The organism is Faecalicatena contorta (assembly GCF_001404335.1).
Lineage (GTDB): Bacteria > Bacillota > Clostridia > Lachnospirales > Lachnospiraceae > Faecalicatena > Faecalicatena contortus_B.
Map to the genome: position 1 here is coordinate 1 of NZ_CYZU01000048.1, position 14,339 is coordinate 14,339.

Sequence of the window (14,339 nt, forward strand, 5' to 3'; positions counted from 1 at the left end):
TTTAAACTCAATGGCCGGCCGGAAGAAGGAAAAATTTTGACCGTGGAAGATATTGAGCAGATTGGATATAAGTTTCAGTTGCTTTACCGGATCAAATAAAAAAGAGCGCTTACATAAGCCCGGCAAGGCGTAAGCACTCAGAAAATTAATCAACATTATTATAGCAGATTCAGGGGGAAATGCAAGAATGAAACAGCCAAAAAAGTTGAGCCGTATTCAGAAAATGAAATTGAGTCGGAAGGGTTTGGATCCAGATGAATGGCGGTTGATACATGAATCAAAAACAGATCTGCAGTTGATCCACAAGCTGACAGATGAAATAAAAACAATTCAAAAGTAGGAGGGAATTAGGTTGGCGACTGTAAGAATTAAGAGGTTAACCCTTACAGATTTTAAGGGGGTAAGGAACGGTGAGTACGTTTTTTCCAATAATACTAAAATTTCTGCGGCAAATGGTTTAGGGAAAACTACTATTGCAACCGCCTGGTATTGGCTGACCATGGACAAGGATTATGACTTAAAAAGTAATCCGAACGTTCGGCCGAATGGGATGGAAGAGTGTATTCCTCGGGTCGATTTGGTTCTTGATATTGATGGAAAAGAAATTACAGTAACCAAATCCCAGAAAACGCTTAAGAGCAAACCGGACAGTAAGGGTATTGTTAAAATTACTTCTTCAAATACATATGAGATTAACAGTGTACCAAAAACGGAAAGAGACTTCCGTGACTATCTGGAAGACGAGGGTATCAATTGGGACTTGTTTCTGGCATTAAGCCATCCAAATGTATTTACCGGACAGAAATCTTCTGATATGCGAAAAATTCTTTTTAAGATGGCAAGTGAAAAATCAGATCTGGATATTGCTAATATGAAATCCGATACTATTGATATTGCTGCCTTGCTTTCACAGGGATATAAGCTGGAAGAAATTGAAGCAATGCATAAAGCATCCAAAAAGAAAGCAGAGGCTCAGGTTCGCGATATACCAAACCAGATTATCGGAATGGAAAAGAGTAAGGTTGATTATGATACAGCGGAGTTGGAATTACAAAAATCTGTCATTGAAGAGCAGATTGCAGAGAAAGAAAATATGTTATCGGATGCTGAGAGTACATTAAGTAAGCATCAGGAACTGACGGACAAAATTATGGAATTGAAGTTTCAGATGAATTCCATCCAGCAACAGGCCCAGGACAAGCTAAATAATGAAAGGCGTTCAATTCAAAATAAAATTGATATTGCAGAAAAGGATTTTCATACAGCAGTACAACGGCATAATATGATCGAATTGGATATAAAGCGGTTGGGAGATTACATAAAACGAAGGGATCAAGAGCGGGCCGAACTTGGAAAAGAGTATAACAGAAATGTTAATAAGAAATTTGATGACTCAAAATGGACTTTCCCAAAGGATTCTACGCTCTGTCCGACTTGTGGCAGGGCCTATGATTCCCAAAAAATTCAGGAACTGAGATCTGATTTCGAGATACGGAAGAAGCAAGCCGCGGAAGATTTTGACAAACGAAGACAAGATACTTTAGATGATTTAATTTCTCGCGGCAATGATTTGAAACGCGAGTCTGCTGAAAAAGCAAAGGAGCTCGATGCCAAAAAAGCTGAATTGGAACAGATCAAAGCAGATAAAATCAGGTTCAACAAGGAACAGACTGAGGAAACAAAAAAACTCTCAGAACTTCCAGAACGCATTGATTTGTCAGGCAATCAGGAGTATGAAATGCTTGAAAATCAGGCTGCCAGACTAGAAGAGATATTGTCATCAATGAATGACGGCGCTACATACCGCAGTTCTTTAAAAAATGAACTGGATTCTTTGAGACACGATTTATCTGAAGTAGAAAAACAGATTGCCGTTGCCGGCAGGAATCTTGAGATTGATGAACAGATAGCAGATTTGCAGAAGAAGCAGCGGGAGTACGAACAGGCGAAAGCTGATTCTGAAAAGATACTCGATCAACTTGATACGCTTTCTAAGCGTAAGAATGAACTCCTTGTGGATGAAATCAACCAGCATTTTGAAGTAGTAAAATGGATTCTGTTTGACTATCAGAAGAATGGAAATTACAAAGAAACCTGTATCCCAGCTGTGCTTTCTGACGCTGGAGAGCTTACCAAGTGGGAGGATATGAATGGTGGACTGAAAGTAAAAGTACGACTTGATATCTGCTATTCATTGCAGAAGTTCTTTGGAATGTATTATCCGGTTTTCCTTGATGAAGCTGCCGAAGTGAACGATTGGAACATTCCTAGAAACGATAATACGCAATTGATAGCTTTGAATGTGACCACGGATAAAGAATTGAAAGTGGAGGGAATGTAGATATGATATTTTCGAAGATACGGGAGCCGCATTTGTAGAAGGGAGAAGCAATAATGGAAACGAAAACAAAACAGGACTTACAGAAAGAAATAGATAATAATCTTGCGGTAATTGATGATTTAAAATCACAGATCAGTAGATTAGAAAAGTATAAGAAGTATGAAGAAATGGCAGATGAATTTTTTGCTATAAAAGAGTCTTTTGTTAAAGCTGGATTTTCGGAAGAGCAGGCGCATAATCTTCTGACAGTCAGTATTACAGCGTGTATGAGGCCGAAATTATTTTAGGGAGGAACAGTGATGGCAGAACAGAAAAAAGAAGTGGCAAAAATGAATACAAATCTTTCATTTTATGCAAATGAATATACTTGCCTGATGGAGCGGGATTTTGCGGAACATGATCTTGTATTCGATGATTATTCTAAACACTGTGTAATGGCAGCAATGAGTTCTATTTACGGATTGGCTACGTCAAATAAAGTAGCTATGCAGAATTTACCTGGTTCAAATCTTCGACAGGTGCTCGGGCAGGTGGCAAGCCTCAAACTGAATGCTAATGCAGTCCCGAGGGAGTGCTATTTTCAGCTGAGGAACAAGCAGGATGAAAGTGGTAACTGGCATAAAGAAGTAGAACTTGGAATTGAGGGAGATGGTAACGATGCCATTCTTCGCCAGTTTGGTGTGAATGTGGCGAAAGTGCATCCGGTATGGCTGGTAAAAGAGGGAGACATTTTTACTTATCCAAAACACAAAGGAATGGAACTGATCCCGCCGGAATGGGAAGAAAAAGGGGAGTCACAGAAGGTGATTCGAGTGGTTTATCCAGTTGAAATGATGAATGGTCATGTTGAATATTTGATTGCGGAGCGAGAGAGTGTTAAAGCGAATCTGTTAGCTCATATTCGCAACAGTATGATGAACGAAACATTTGGAATCTGTAAGGACAGATACAAAGCTAATGAAACGCAGAAAGCGGAAATTAAGGCGAAGAAGAGTGAAATCCTTGACGCCTTAAGAGCATGTCCTACGATTGAGGACATGCTATCTTGCGAAACGGCAAAGCCTTTTATCAGTGCGGCATGGCTTGACACGCCGGAAGCTATGATTATCCGTAAAATGCGGAATAACGCAATTAAGAAGTATCCGAAGAACTTCAATTCTATTGCATCACAATCGTTGCTCCAAATAGACGATACATATCAGCAAGTTAAAGAAGAAATTGCTGAAAACGCTAACAGTGAGGATTTTACAATAAACGAATCGGAGATAGCTGAAACAGTTGAAAATCCGAAGGTAGTAGCAGCGTCGCAGGATAGCGATCATCCATTTGAGGATTAGACTATGAAAAATATTAAATTGTTATATGAAGAATTAGAGAACCTAAAAGATTTCGAGATTATCCGAAAAACATTTGACGGTGGTATGGGTGTATTTACCAAAGGAAAACTTAAAGATATGACCGTTATTTGGAGCTATGGTGGTGGGTGGGAACACGTCAGTATTGATGGAAAGAAACGTATGCCGTCATGGGATGAGATGTGTCAGTTTAAAGATATGTTTTTTACAGATGACGAATGTTGCGTACAGTACCATCCGCCAAAAAGCGAATATGTAAACAACATTCAACATTGTCTGCATATCTGGAAACCAATTGAGAAGTATTCCGGTGTGTTACCGGTTCCGCCGAGCTTATTTATTGGAGTGAAGGGTGTGGTGTTTGATGAAACTTAAAGTACTCGGCTCTGGATCTTCCGGGAACTGTTATATCTTAGAATCAGAAGCCGAAGCGTTAATAATTGAATCTGGCTTACCTTTCATAAAAGTCAAGAAAGCATTAGCTTTTAATGTAAGGAAGATCGTGGGAGTAATATGCTCTCACTCCCACAAGGATCATTCTGGCTTTATTTCTGAATATGAAAAGGCAGGAATACCAGTGTTTAAGCCTTATAAATCGGAAATGGAACTGCAGGTGCGTACATATGGGGGATTTATAGTTAAATCTTTTCCACTGGTACATGATATAGCATGCTATGGATTTTATGTTGCAGAACCGTCAATGGGGAGTCTTATATATGCCAGTGACACGGAATACGTTAAATGGCGGTTCAAAAATGCAAATCATATTTTGGTAGAAGCAAATTATGCGAAAGAGTTCCTCTGTGATGTGGACGCTGGATCAGCAAAACGCGACCATGTACTCACTGGACATATGGAAATCGAAACAACTTGCGAATTTTTAAAAGCAAACAACAATCCGACCTTGAGGAACGTCGTGTTGTGCCATTTGAGCAGAAGTAATGCTGATGCTGAACAATTTAAAGCTAAGGCGCAAAAGGTCGTTAATTGCTCGGTTTATGTGGCGGATGAAGGCCTTGAGGTAGACTTGGATTTTCCGTTTTAGGAGAAAGATGACGGAATTGAAATCATAGGTAAAAAACAACTTGACCGGTCAGTTTTTATATATGTTATTTAATCAATTTATTTTGAGAAAGGATTTTATTATGACAAAAGTAAATTTAGAAGAATTTGCAGGCGGTGCTTTGCAGGAAAAGTTCGACAGAGCGTTCGAACAGGTGACGGAGAATATGCTTGATGTGAATACTCCGTACAAGAATAAGCGTGTGATCACAATTAAAGTAGCACTCACTCAAAATGAGTTAAGAGATGATTCGGTAGCAGAGGTTTCCGTTGAGACAAAGCTCGCTCCGGCATCTCCGATTAAGACACAATTTGCATTGCAGCGCGATTTGGAAACCGGAAAAGTATTTGCGTCCGAATATGGTCCGGGAATTAAAGGACAGATGACCATTGAAGATTTGGCGAAAAAAGAGGAAATGATTGATGGCAAGGTGGTTGACACAGAAACTGGTGAAATTAAAGAGAACAAAGTAGTCGATTTAAGAACTGCAAAACAGGCATAAGGAGGATTCTATAATGATGGAAAGCGGATTAAAAGAACTGGTACAGTATGGAAATGAATTGGCGGAGCCAAATTTGGTTGAACGTATGGCAGTCACTTATTCGGACAAGAAATTATATCCGGTGGATGAAGTGCGCCGGGCAGAAGCATTAGAGATGAGTACGTTAACAAGCCTTGTAGAGTATATCAAATCCAATACGGATAAATCTACGGATAAGATGATTGTGCAGGTTATATCACCATGTGAGGTGCGGTTGGTATCCGCTCTGGACGATGATCGAAAACGTGAGATTTTAGTTGATGTTAATGCTCAAATCCCTAATTTTGATTTTGGGAAGTATATGGGGCATGAGAGTTTTATTATTGCTCTTCAATCGAAATTTATTCCAAACGGTGATAGTGAACTGCTTCTTAAATTCGCTGGAACTGTTGAAAATGGAACTGTAGCACAGTATGGGGATGATGGAGTAACACAGAAAGCTACAATTAAAACCGGCATAGCATCTAAGGGCGAGGCGGTTGTACCTAATCCAGTGAAATTAAGGCCATTTCGAACATTTATCGAAGTGGAGCAGCCTGAAAGTGCATTTGTGTTCCGGATGCGTCAGGACGAGATAAGCGGTGTAGGATGCGCAATTTTCGAAGCCGATGGAGGCGCATGGAAGAATGTAGCTATGATAGCAATTAAAGAATATTTGCAGCAAGGACTTTCTGAATACCCGGCGTTTACGGTTATATCATAATAAATATTCCGGCAGTCAAGGACTGACTGCCGGAGATTGGAGAGAAGAAATGAATAAAACAATTTTAGTGGGTAGGCTGACAAGAGATCCAGAAGTTAGGTATTCACAGGGAGATAATGCAACAGCTATTGTGAGATATACAATCGCAGTTGATCGTAAGTTTAAGAGGGATAATGAACCGACAGCAGATTTTATTCCATGTGTGGCGTTCGGCCGAACAGCAGAGTTTGCCGAAAAGTATTTCCGCCAGGGAATGCGCGTAGCTATTTCCGGGCGTATCCAAACTGGAAGCTATACGAATAAAGATGGTGTGAAAGTATATACAACAGAGGTTCTGATTGAGGAACATGAATTTGCGCAAAGCAAATCTGAAAACCAACAAAATCAGAGCCAGAATACGGGATCAGCGCCGGAAGGTTCAGGAGACGGATTTATGAATATCCCTGACGGAATCAATGAACAGCTTCCGTTTAACTAAGGGCGGTGGTTAATCTTGGGAAACAGAAAACCGTCTGAAATCATTCAGGACTTCATTGATTTATTGAATTATGCTAATGATATTTATAATGAATCCAAAAGCGAATGTGAACGACTTGACTCAATCGAGCGAGTCCGGAGTTGGCAGCACAAGTTCGAATTTGCAAAGGACAAGCAAGAAAGAAATAGGCTCGCAACTGCTCTTCACAAGGAAAGGCTTCAGAGGAGAAAGTTCAAAGATACCGTGGACTTATACATACATGTGCACAATTTCTCGAATTCTGAAAACAACAAAGCAGTTCTCAAACGGCTTGGAGGTATGCTGAATTTGCAAAAGCGGACAGAAGAGTATTTGGACTGCGACAGAGAATATAAGGCAGGTGATGACGATGATAGTGATAGAGGATAAAGGACAGCAGGATAAAAAACATGAACTTAAACATATTTATTTTGAATCCCATGGCATTTACTGGGAACGATATCCTCTCCCCTGTGGTGATTATATTCTCTGTACCGATAAGGTAATAGATGTAATTAAAAGAAAACAAAAACGGGGAATGGAACCAAAGAAAATGGATTTTCTGGGAACATATTCTATTTGCGTAGATACCAAAAAAGATATCCAGGAAATTATCGGTAATATTTGCGGAAAGGAGCATGCAAGATTTCGTGATGAATGCATTTTGGCTAAGAATAATGACATCCGTCTGTTAGTCCTTATTGAGAACGAAGATGGCATCAAATCCATAGATGATCTGCAAACTTGGGATAATCCTCGGCTACATATGCAAAAGTGGATTACAACACCATCTGGTGAGCGAAAAAGGGCATTGAAATATCCGACTGCAACAAAAGGCGCTTCATTGGCTAAGGCAATGAGAACGATGCAAAAAAAATATGGAGTGGAGTTTCTTTTCTGCCGACCGGAAGAATCCGGGAAACGAATCATCGACTTATTAAATATGAATACGGAGGAATAACATGGCAGGGAGACCTAAGAAGCGGATTGATTACGCCGGATGGTCTGTTGACATTTTCTCCAATGACACAAAGATAGATAAGCTTTTAGATGCTCAAGGATGGGTTGGATTTGGAATTTACTTTTACCTATGCCAGATGGCGTTTGGAAGCGAAGGATACTACTACGAATGGTGCTACGACTTATGTGCAACGACTGCAAGGAAGATGGGCGGGGGCGTTGGTGCCGGTACAGTAAAAGAAACTGTGGACTACTGCTTACAGATTGGTCTTTTTGATAAGAGGCTGTTTGATGGGTGGGGAGTGCTTACCAGTAAAGGTATCCAAAAAAGTTTTCTGTTGGTCCTTAAGAGCAAAAATCGTAAGGGAACGGAAATATATAGTGAACTGTGGCTGCTTGATAAAAATGGAAAAGATTATCAAGATGTAGTTTTTGTACGAAAAAATAAGCAGAAACTTGAAGTAAATGACGATTCACTAGGAGAGAATGACAATACGCTTGAAGTAAATGACGATTCACTAGGACAAAAGGATAGTAAAGTAAAGGATAGTAAAGTAAATACAGTATCTAAAGATACTGTTCGTCAGACTGACGTCCGACGGTGTGTAGACGCTTGGAATAATTTAAAATCTTTCGGAATCAAACCAGTATCAAAATTGACATCCGGTACAAAGAGATATGACAGCTTAATCGCAAGAATAAAACAGTATGGTATCGATGATGTATTAAAAGCAATTGATAAAATCAAATATAGCAGTTTCCTTCAGGGACGGAGTAGTAACCGGCGTCAATGGACTATTACTTTTGATTGGTTTGTGCTTCCGAATAATTTTCCCAAAGTGCTGGATGGTAATTATGACGATGCGAATATCGTGGATCCAATACTTAAAAATACCAATACTGGAGGAGGTAGGCAAGGATGCTAAACGAAAAAGAGGTGCGAAAAGCAATTGCACTTATGAAGCCTGACAATCAGTTATTCGAGGTCAGGGTAATATATGGCAATAAACAGTTGTATAGCGGATATTTTCAGAATGCAGAGGCATTGGTACGTGGTTTTGACAAACTTAGAAATTTTGGAGACTGCAATATCTACATCACGCTTAACACGCTGAATGATGCGTGTTATGACAGAACTCAACGAGATAGATTTGAGAAAAACCCAAAAGCAACGACCAGTGACAATGATGTAACCGGATACGACTGGATGATGCTTGACCTTGACCCAATCAGGCCAACAGGAACATCTTCTACAGATGAACAGATCAAAAAGGCAAAGGCGAAAGGAAATCAGATCTATAAGTTCTTGAAAAACCTTGGTTTTAATGATCCTTTGTTTGGATTTAGTGGAAACGGTGTGCATTTACTGTACAGGGTATATCTTGACAAGTCTGAAGAAGTTACAGCGTTGATGAAGAAGTCTTTGAAAACATTAGATATGCTGTTCACGGACGCTGAGATAGGCGTAGACATGAAAAACTTCAATCCGGCGAGAGTTTGTAAGCTGTATGGCACATTGGCACAGAAAGGGGCAAATACGGACGTGAGACCGCATCGTATGAGTTATATCATCGGTAGCCCAGAGAACATTGAGGTAAATGACATCAAATATTTGCAGAAATTGTGCAATCTGTACCCAAAGGAAGAGAAACCGCAGCGGTATAACAACTACCAGCCGCGGGAGTTTGATCTCGAAGAGTGGTTAAGTAAATACGGATTTCGATATCGGAAGAGCAGCTATTCAGACGGAACGAAGTATATCTTGGATTGCTGTCCATTCGACAGTAACCACAAGGGGAAAGATGCCTGCATCTTCCAATCACGTTCCGGTGCGATCGGCTTTCACTGCTTCCACAATTCATGCTCAGACAAGACATGGCGTGACGTGAGGCTGCTCTATGAGCCTGATGCATACGAGAAGCGGCAGCTGGAATATGAGCATAGAATATACCAGAAACCAAACCGGTTTCAGGATATAAAGAAAATTGAGATTGTGGAAGGCAGACCGATATTTTACACGGCAAAGGACATTCTTGATCTGCCAGTGACGGATGAAGCATTTATAAAAACTGGTATCATGGATATTGACAAGAAGATGCGTGGATTGAAAAAAGGTTATGTATCTGTAATCTCAGGATTGCGCGCATCAGGGAAAAGTTCTGTTATTTCTGAAATATGTTTGGATTGTGTTGAAACAGGAAATAATGCGGGCGTATTCTCGGGAGAACTATCACCGAAGAACTTTATGCGCTGGATGAATCTGCAGGCGGCAGGAAAAGGATATACGGAGCCAACTCAGTTCGAAGGATACTATAATGTGCAGAAGAAATACCAGAAGTATATTGCTGATTGGCTTGGAGAGCATTTCTTCCTTTACAACAATGAATATGGCAATGATTATCTGGCTGTTATTGAGCAGTTCGAGAAACAGGTGGAAGAAAAGAAACTGGATTTGCTAATACTTGATAATCTTATGGCTTTTAATATTTCCACTTTATCAGATAACAAATATGACGCTCAAACATTATTCGTACTTGGACTGGAGCAATTAGCAAAGAGAAAAGATATACATATTGCCTTTGTAGCACATCCAAGGAAGGCAATGGGGTTTTTAAGGCTGGATGATATAAGCGGAACTGGGGATTTAGGGAATGCTGTTGATAATGCTTTTATTGTTCATAGAGTCAACGAGGACTTCAGACGGCTGACAAAGCAGATGTTTGGATGGAAAGACGATAATGAACTGTACAGAGCAACCAATGTAATTGAAATTGCCAAAGACCGTGATGGTGGGATTCAGGATCATTTTACCCCTCTGTTTTACGAGAAGGAGTCAAAGCGGCTTAAGAACTATGTGGCTGAAAATAAGCTGTACGGATGGAATAAACATGATGATGGCTTTGTGCCTGTGGCAGAAGATATGGAATTAGTGTTCGAATAGGAGATAAGCAATGGAAGGAAAAGTGGATATTCAGAAGCTACACAACTTAATAAAGGATATACAGAATGAAAACTGGAAAGCGTACACGAATTTCGTAAAATCAGGAAACATGGCGAAATATAATCAGGAAATGGATGAGATAGTGTCTGAGATATGTAATTTCACAGACAAGGATGTTGCTATAGTTGTTAAAGAGGCAAATGATTTTTTTATTTGCGGATGGTCAATTGTTGTAAGAAAGATGCTTATATCAATGCGAAAAGAAGGTGGTCAGAATTAGCTGGGCAGATAAAGAAATCAAGAAACATAAGATTCACAATTTAGTTGAACAAGCCTTGAAGGACCCTCGTTTTAAAGAAGCACAAAAGAAGCAAGCGGATGAAGACATCAAAAGGGCTTTTGATAGCTTCCTTTTAATAAGTGTGGATTATCTATATAGGGAGTGTGATTATAACAAAGATCAGATCTTAGCCTATATGGAGTTTATAATAAGGCAACTTAAATTCGTGGAGACAGATGCAGATTATTTTTTATTACTTAACGAAGCACTGCTGGATGATATCGGGATTGATATTCTGAATAGTTCATTTAAGAAAGAGAGTGTAGATAAGAGTGTGTAAAAAGCAAAGTGTGTATACTCCATATTACGCAAAGATTCAGGACTTACTTTTTCAGGGGATGCCCATAAAGGAAGTTTGGAAATATATGCGAATATATTTTGGTATATACACAGATCTAAACACATTTCGGCATTACATAAAAGTAAGTGGATTAATTTGGTTTGTACCTATGTAGACCTGTTAATTTAGGAGAAAGGAGAAAAGAGGTGCGCGCATAATACCCGGGTTCTCCTGACTAGTAATGACAGAAGAAATAAATAAATTAATTGAAGATAATTTAATGTTTGCATATTCCATGGCGAATAAGTTTAGAAGTGTACCTATTGAGTACGATGACCTTCTTGGTATCGCAAATGTAGGATTAGTAAAAGCAGCGCAAAAATTTGATAATGGATCTGGTTTCAGTTTTACAACTTATGCAGGAAAAGTGATCAGCAATGAGATTCTTCAATTTCTGCGTAAACAGAAAAAGCATCTCCAATCAATATACTCGAGGTATTTGAGTAGTGCAAAACGTAAAATACAGGAATGTTTTTAGCGTTTAGAGGAGGTAGGTGCGAGATGAAAGCAGTATTAGTTATTGATATGCCATATAATTGTGGTGCTTGTAAATTATCTTCGGGAGATAGTTTTCATTTAATGTGTCCATTTATATCACGCGGAATAGAGACGTATATAAAAACTAGACATGAGGGGTGTCCGCTTCGGGAACTGCCAGAGAGAAAGCAGTAATTGGTATTGATGGTGCAACCGGAATAAAGGAATTAGATTTACATGGACGGCAAAAAGGGTGGAACGCTTGCATTGATAAAATTTTAGACAATTTAACATTTAACGGAGGAAACGAAAATGGATATGTATAAAGAGATGTGCATACAGCAAGGATATGTACCACCCACTTGCACAATGGAAGGACAAATGTGTTTTTTGTTGGTTCAGAGTCAGGGAGATCCGTGTAAGGGATGTAATGCAGATAGGAATGAATGCAGAGGACGTAGTAGAGAGTGAATTAACATTTAAGGGAATAAAAAAGAGCCTTACGGCTCTGCCCGACGTTTTCGCCGACCTGTGCACAGGTCTGGAACTGAATCCGGGGGTGAGGAATTACAACCTCACAAGGGTAACTGACGGCTTTGCGTTCCCTGTTATTCGATGTTATTATAACAGTTTTTGATCGCAGATACAATATAAATTAACATTTAGGAGGAAAAGTATGAAAATAAAAAATCTCATGGAGTATATACAAGAAAATCTGGCAGACGGAACATTGAATGAGGATGATAATTTATACGTTGGTGACTTGGGAGAGCGTTTTGAGGTGGTGTCATTGTTTAACGATGCGCATCAATTAACAATCTCTGCTACAGAGTATTAAAATTTAGGAGGAGCAGGATGAAAAATACGGAAAGGATCAGAGCAATGACGGATGAGGAGCTGGCCCATTTTTTGGCAACGGTAGAGGCGAAATTGTACCGAGATGATTTGGACATTATTGCCTATCGTGCTGACGAGGTTGCGGATGCCTTAAAGTGGCTTGAAAGAGAATCGTATTAAGATTTACGGAGGTGAAGATGATGGGGTGTCCGTATTATATTTTTGATAATTATGACTGCGAGTTTCTTCCGGTACATTTCGCGGAGTTTGAAGCGGCAGAAAACCATATCAATCAGAAACTTTTTGGAGATTATGAGAGATATATAATATTTGAAAAGTTAAGTTAACAATTTAGGAGAAATGGAAAACAAAAAATATAAGGTCATAAAACAATTTGACGCATTTTATTGTGATGGCGGGAGAATAACAGTAAACCCGGGAGCACTGTTTAAAATAACCAGCGGCAGAGTTTACTTTTTAAACACCCAAAATTATTTGCCGTGGGTAGCGACAAAATTATTTTTATCAACGACTGATAACTATATGGAGAATTAACATTTAACTGATCAGGAGGTGAATGGTATAAAAATTGGACTTATAGACGTGGACGGACATAATTTTCCAAATTTGCCACTGATGAAATTGTCGGCATGGCACAAGCAGCAGGGAGACATGGTTGAGTGGTATCATCCACTATTTTCAGGGCGCTGCAATAGAGTGTATATGAGCAAGGTGTTTTCATTTACGCAGGATTATGACCAGTGCATAAATGCTGATGAGATAATCCGGCGCGGATCCGGGTACTGCATTGATTTAGTAGGCGGAAAAGAAGTATACCGGGCTGAGAGGGATAACTTACTGCCGGAAGAAATTGAGCATATCTATCCGGATTATGGCCTGTATCCTGAGATAACCAGAGATACCGCATTTGGATTTTTAACCAGAGGATGTCCGCGTGGCTGCAGCTTTTGTCATGTTGCAGTCAAAGAAGGGATGGTAAGCCGAAAGGTGGCAGATCTACGTGAGTTCTGGAATGGTCAGAGAAAAATAAAATTGTGTGATCCAAATATATTTGCTTGCCGAGAGTGGGATGATCTGCTGGGACAGCTAATAGAATCCAGGGCAATTATAGATTTTACACAGGGCATTGACGTGAGGCTGGCAACACCGGATCGGATCGAAATGCTGAACCGGATGCGGATCAAGAGGGTGCATCTGGCGTGGGATCAGCCTGATCAGGATCTCACAGAGGATTTTAAGAGATTCGCAGAGTGTTACAGCAGGAAATCAGAGGCCGGAAAGGTCGTATATGTATTAACTAATTTTGATAGCACGATAGAGCAGGATTTACATAGGATTTACACCCTGCGGGATCTTCGGTTTGACCCATACGTGATGGTATACGATAAGGAGCACGCAGCACCGGTTTACCGAGACATGCAGCGGTGGGTTAATAATCGGATTATATGGAGGTCGTGTAAGCGATTCGAGGACTATGTAGCATAATTTAACATTTAGGAGGAATGATATGGAACTTATAACACCCAAACCAACAAAAGAAGAGCGGGCAAAAATGACGCGTGATGAATTATTACGTACCGTGTGGTTGTTAGACGAAGTGATAGAGTCTTTTAGATGGATACCGGTGTCAGAGCGTCTTCCAGATGAAAGTGATTATTACTGTGTGACAACAGAAGATACCGAAACAGACGACAGGATCGAACAGACAATATGGTTTGCACACAAGGATGATTACGATATAGAAGAATCCGAGTGGCGCGAACTTGCAGATTATGAAAAGGTAATTGCATGGAGAAAGTCTGATCCGTATAGCCCTGGAAATTAACCCTTAATGACTACGGTTATAACTTTTAATGACTAACTTAAGATTTAGCGATCAAAGAAAGGAGATTTTGCCGGCCGGCATTAAAGGGATCCCTTTCAT

General features: G+C 39.8%; 24 protein-coding genes. All 24 read left to right on the forward strand.

What is annotated here, in order from left to right; genetic code table 11:
- The first annotated feature begins 187 nt into the window (after positions 1–187).
- The 24 genes from ARB69_RS26820 to ARB69_RS19355 all read left to right on the forward strand — a co-directional run bounded on the left by ARB69_RS26820 (position 188) and on the right by ARB69_RS19355 (position 14,240).
- On the forward strand, positions 188–340 hold the full coding sequence (locus ARB69_RS26820) for a DUF6906 family protein (RefSeq protein WP_157355678.1): 153 nt from the start codon (positions 188–190) through the stop codon (positions 338–340).
- Positions 341–352: 12 nt separating this feature from the next.
- Positions 353–2,341, forward strand: coding sequence for a hypothetical protein (locus ARB69_RS19265; RefSeq protein ID WP_055154721.1), 1,989 nt, complete (start codon positions 353–355; stop codon positions 2,339–2,341).
- 53 nt (positions 2,342–2,394) lie between these two features.
- Entirely contained in the window at positions 2,395–2,628 is a 234-nt protein-coding gene (locus ARB69_RS19270; RefSeq protein WP_050641032.1) for a hypothetical protein, read from the forward strand.
- Positions 2,629–2,640: 12 nt separating this feature from the next.
- Positions 2,641–3,678, forward strand: a complete 1,038-nt coding sequence (locus tag ARB69_RS19275) for a hypothetical protein (RefSeq protein WP_055154722.1) — start codon at positions 2,641–2,643, stop codon at positions 3,676–3,678.
- A gap of 3 nt (positions 3,679–3,681) precedes the next feature.
- Positions 3,682–4,071 carry a DUF7694 domain-containing protein gene (locus ARB69_RS19280; protein ID WP_055154723.1) on the forward strand — a complete coding sequence of 130 codons (390 nt, stop codon included), beginning with the start codon at positions 3,682–3,684 and terminating at the stop codon, positions 4,069–4,071.
- The gene (locus ARB69_RS19285; protein WP_055154724.1) at positions 4,061–4,741 is read left to right on the forward strand and encodes an MBL fold metallo-hydrolase; all 681 of its coding nucleotides are present in this window, start codon (positions 4,061–4,063) and stop codon (positions 4,739–4,741) included. The genes ARB69_RS19280 and ARB69_RS19285 overlap by 11 nt, the downstream gene beginning before the upstream one ends.
- Before the next feature lie 100 nt (positions 4,742–4,841).
- Positions 4,842–5,261: a hypothetical protein gene (locus tag ARB69_RS19290; protein ID WP_025655560.1), complete on the forward strand. Its 420-nt coding sequence runs from the start codon at positions 4,842–4,844 to the stop codon at positions 5,259–5,261.
- A gap of 13 nt (positions 5,262–5,274) precedes the next feature.
- A complete protein-coding gene (locus ARB69_RS19295) occupies positions 5,275–6,003 on the forward strand; it encodes a hypothetical protein (protein ID WP_070102494.1) in 729 nt (242 codons plus the stop codon).
- Between the two features lie 49 nt (positions 6,004–6,052).
- Positions 6,053–6,481 carry a single-stranded DNA-binding protein gene (locus ARB69_RS19300; protein WP_055154725.1) on the forward strand — a complete coding sequence of 143 codons (429 nt, stop codon included), beginning with the start codon at positions 6,053–6,055 and terminating at the stop codon, positions 6,479–6,481.
- Between the two features lie 15 nt (positions 6,482–6,496).
- Complete coding sequence (locus tag ARB69_RS19305) at positions 6,497–6,889, forward strand: hypothetical protein (protein WP_055154726.1); 393 nt, start codon at positions 6,497–6,499, stop codon at positions 6,887–6,889.
- Positions 6,870–7,460, forward strand: a complete 591-nt coding sequence (locus ARB69_RS19310) for an ERCC4 domain-containing protein (protein ID WP_055154727.1) — start codon at positions 6,870–6,872, stop codon at positions 7,458–7,460. Before ARB69_RS19305 ends, ARB69_RS19310 begins: the two co-directional genes overlap by 20 nt.
- A gap of 1 nt (position 7,461) precedes the next feature.
- Positions 7,462–8,385: a DUF4373 domain-containing protein gene (locus tag ARB69_RS19315; protein ID WP_055154728.1), complete on the forward strand. Its 924-nt coding sequence runs from the start codon at positions 7,462–7,464 to the stop codon at positions 8,383–8,385.
- Positions 8,379–10,400 carry an AAA family ATPase gene (locus ARB69_RS19320; protein ID WP_055154729.1) on the forward strand — a complete coding sequence of 674 codons (2,022 nt, stop codon included), beginning with the start codon at positions 8,379–8,381 and terminating at the stop codon, positions 10,398–10,400. The genes ARB69_RS19315 and ARB69_RS19320 overlap by 7 nt, the downstream gene beginning before the upstream one ends.
- A 10-nt stretch (positions 10,401–10,410) precedes the next feature.
- The gene (locus ARB69_RS19325; RefSeq protein WP_055154730.1) at positions 10,411–10,680 is read left to right on the forward strand and encodes a hypothetical protein; all 270 of its coding nucleotides are present in this window, start codon (positions 10,411–10,413) and stop codon (positions 10,678–10,680) included.
- Positions 10,667–11,020 (forward strand): hypothetical protein, encoded by a 354-nt coding sequence (locus tag ARB69_RS19330; protein ID WP_055154731.1) that lies wholly within the window; start codon positions 10,667–10,669, stop codon positions 11,018–11,020. The genes ARB69_RS19325 and ARB69_RS19330 overlap by 14 nt, the downstream gene beginning before the upstream one ends.
- A 241-nt stretch (positions 11,021–11,261) precedes the next feature.
- Positions 11,262–11,558: a sigma-70 family RNA polymerase sigma factor gene (locus ARB69_RS19335; protein ID WP_055154732.1), complete on the forward strand. Its 297-nt coding sequence runs from the start codon at positions 11,262–11,264 to the stop codon at positions 11,556–11,558.
- A gap of 23 nt (positions 11,559–11,581) precedes the next feature.
- A complete protein-coding gene (locus tag ARB69_RS26825) occupies positions 11,582–11,752 on the forward strand; it encodes a hypothetical protein (protein WP_157355680.1) in 171 nt (56 codons plus the stop codon).
- 235 nt (positions 11,753–11,987) lie between these two features.
- A complete protein-coding gene (locus ARB69_RS19340) occupies positions 11,988–12,194 on the forward strand; it encodes a hypothetical protein (protein ID WP_055154733.1) in 207 nt (68 codons plus the stop codon).
- 39 nt (positions 12,195–12,233) lie between these two features.
- The gene (locus tag ARB69_RS26830; protein WP_157355682.1) at positions 12,234–12,395 is read left to right on the forward strand and encodes a hypothetical protein; all 162 of its coding nucleotides are present in this window, start codon (positions 12,234–12,236) and stop codon (positions 12,393–12,395) included.
- Between the two features lie 17 nt (positions 12,396–12,412).
- Positions 12,413–12,574, forward strand: coding sequence for a hypothetical protein (locus ARB69_RS26835; RefSeq protein WP_157355684.1), 162 nt, complete (start codon positions 12,413–12,415; stop codon positions 12,572–12,574).
- A gap of 17 nt (positions 12,575–12,591) precedes the next feature.
- A complete protein-coding gene (locus tag ARB69_RS26840) occupies positions 12,592–12,741 on the forward strand; it encodes a hypothetical protein (protein ID WP_156320704.1) in 150 nt (49 codons plus the stop codon).
- 13 nt (positions 12,742–12,754) lie between these two features.
- Complete coding sequence (locus tag ARB69_RS19345; RefSeq protein ID WP_055154734.1) at positions 12,755–12,949, forward strand: hypothetical protein; 195 nt, start codon at positions 12,755–12,757, stop codon at positions 12,947–12,949.
- A 117-nt stretch (positions 12,950–13,066) separates the two neighbouring features.
- Positions 13,067–13,900 (forward strand): hypothetical protein, encoded by an 834-nt coding sequence (locus ARB69_RS19350; protein ID WP_330377735.1) that lies wholly within the window; start codon positions 13,067–13,069, stop codon positions 13,898–13,900.
- A 22-nt stretch (positions 13,901–13,922) separates the two neighbouring features.
- Positions 13,923–14,240: a DUF551 domain-containing protein gene (locus tag ARB69_RS19355; protein ID WP_055154735.1), complete on the forward strand. Its 318-nt coding sequence runs from the start codon at positions 13,923–13,925 to the stop codon at positions 14,238–14,240.
- The last annotated feature ends 99 nt before the right edge of the window (positions 14,241–14,339 follow it).

What these genes read in the sequence shown, in the direction of transcription:
- ARB69_RS19315 (WP_055154728.1), top strand. Translation starts at nt 7,462, where the DNA reads ATGGCAGGGAGACCTAAGAAGCGGATTGATTACGCCGGATGGTCTGTT.
- ARB69_RS19340 (WP_055154733.1), top strand. Translation starts at nt 11,988, where the DNA reads ATGCAGATAGGAATGAATGCAGAGGACGTAGTAGAGAGTGAATTAACA.
- ARB69_RS19295 (WP_070102494.1), top strand. Translation starts at nt 5,275, where the DNA reads ATGATGGAAAGCGGATTAAAAGAACTGGTACAGTATGGAAATGAATTG.
- ARB69_RS19300 (WP_055154725.1), top strand. Translation starts at nt 6,053, where the DNA reads ATGAATAAAACAATTTTAGTGGGTAGGCTGACAAGAGATCCAGAAGTT.
- ARB69_RS26835 (WP_157355684.1), top strand. Translation starts at nt 12,413, where the DNA reads ATGAAAAATACGGAAAGGATCAGAGCAATGACGGATGAGGAGCTGGCC.
- ARB69_RS19335 (WP_055154732.1), top strand. Translation starts at nt 11,262, where the DNA reads ATGACAGAAGAAATAAATAAATTAATTGAAGATAATTTAATGTTTGCA.
- ARB69_RS19280 (WP_055154723.1), top strand. Translation starts at nt 3,682, where the DNA reads ATGAAAAATATTAAATTGTTATATGAAGAATTAGAGAACCTAAAAGAT.
- ARB69_RS19325 (WP_055154730.1), top strand. Translation starts at nt 10,411, where the DNA reads ATGGAAGGAAAAGTGGATATTCAGAAGCTACACAACTTAATAAAGGAT.
- ARB69_RS19345 (WP_055154734.1), top strand. Translation starts at nt 12,755, where the DNA reads ATGGAAAACAAAAAATATAAGGTCATAAAACAATTTGACGCATTTTAT.
- ARB69_RS26830 (WP_157355682.1), top strand. Translation starts at nt 12,234, where the DNA reads ATGAAAATAAAAAATCTCATGGAGTATATACAAGAAAATCTGGCAGAC.
- ARB69_RS26825 (WP_157355680.1), top strand. Translation starts at nt 11,582, where the DNA reads ATGAAAGCAGTATTAGTTATTGATATGCCATATAATTGTGGTGCTTGT.
- ARB69_RS19285 (WP_055154724.1), top strand. Translation starts at nt 4,061, where the DNA reads ATGAAACTTAAAGTACTCGGCTCTGGATCTTCCGGGAACTGTTATATC.
- ARB69_RS19270 (WP_050641032.1), top strand. Translation starts at nt 2,395, where the DNA reads ATGGAAACGAAAACAAAACAGGACTTACAGAAAGAAATAGATAATAAT.
- ARB69_RS19275 (WP_055154722.1), top strand. Translation starts at nt 2,641, where the DNA reads ATGGCAGAACAGAAAAAAGAAGTGGCAAAAATGAATACAAATCTTTCA.
- ARB69_RS19310 (WP_055154727.1), top strand. Translation starts at nt 6,870, where the DNA reads ATGATAGTGATAGAGGATAAAGGACAGCAGGATAAAAAACATGAACTT.
- ARB69_RS19290 (WP_025655560.1), top strand. Translation starts at nt 4,842, where the DNA reads ATGACAAAAGTAAATTTAGAAGAATTTGCAGGCGGTGCTTTGCAGGAA.
- ARB69_RS19320 (WP_055154729.1), top strand. Translation starts at nt 8,379, where the DNA reads ATGCTAAACGAAAAAGAGGTGCGAAAAGCAATTGCACTTATGAAGCCT.
- ARB69_RS26840 (WP_156320704.1), top strand. Translation starts at nt 12,592, where the DNA reads ATGATGGGGTGTCCGTATTATATTTTTGATAATTATGACTGCGAGTTT.
- ARB69_RS19355 (WP_055154735.1), top strand. Translation starts at nt 13,923, where the DNA reads ATGGAACTTATAACACCCAAACCAACAAAAGAAGAGCGGGCAAAAATG.
- ARB69_RS26820 (WP_157355678.1), top strand. Translation starts at nt 188, where the DNA reads ATGAAACAGCCAAAAAAGTTGAGCCGTATTCAGAAAATGAAATTGAGT.
- ARB69_RS19350 (WP_330377735.1), top strand. Translation starts at nt 13,067, where the DNA reads ATGGTTGAGTGGTATCATCCACTATTTTCAGGGCGCTGCAATAGAGTG.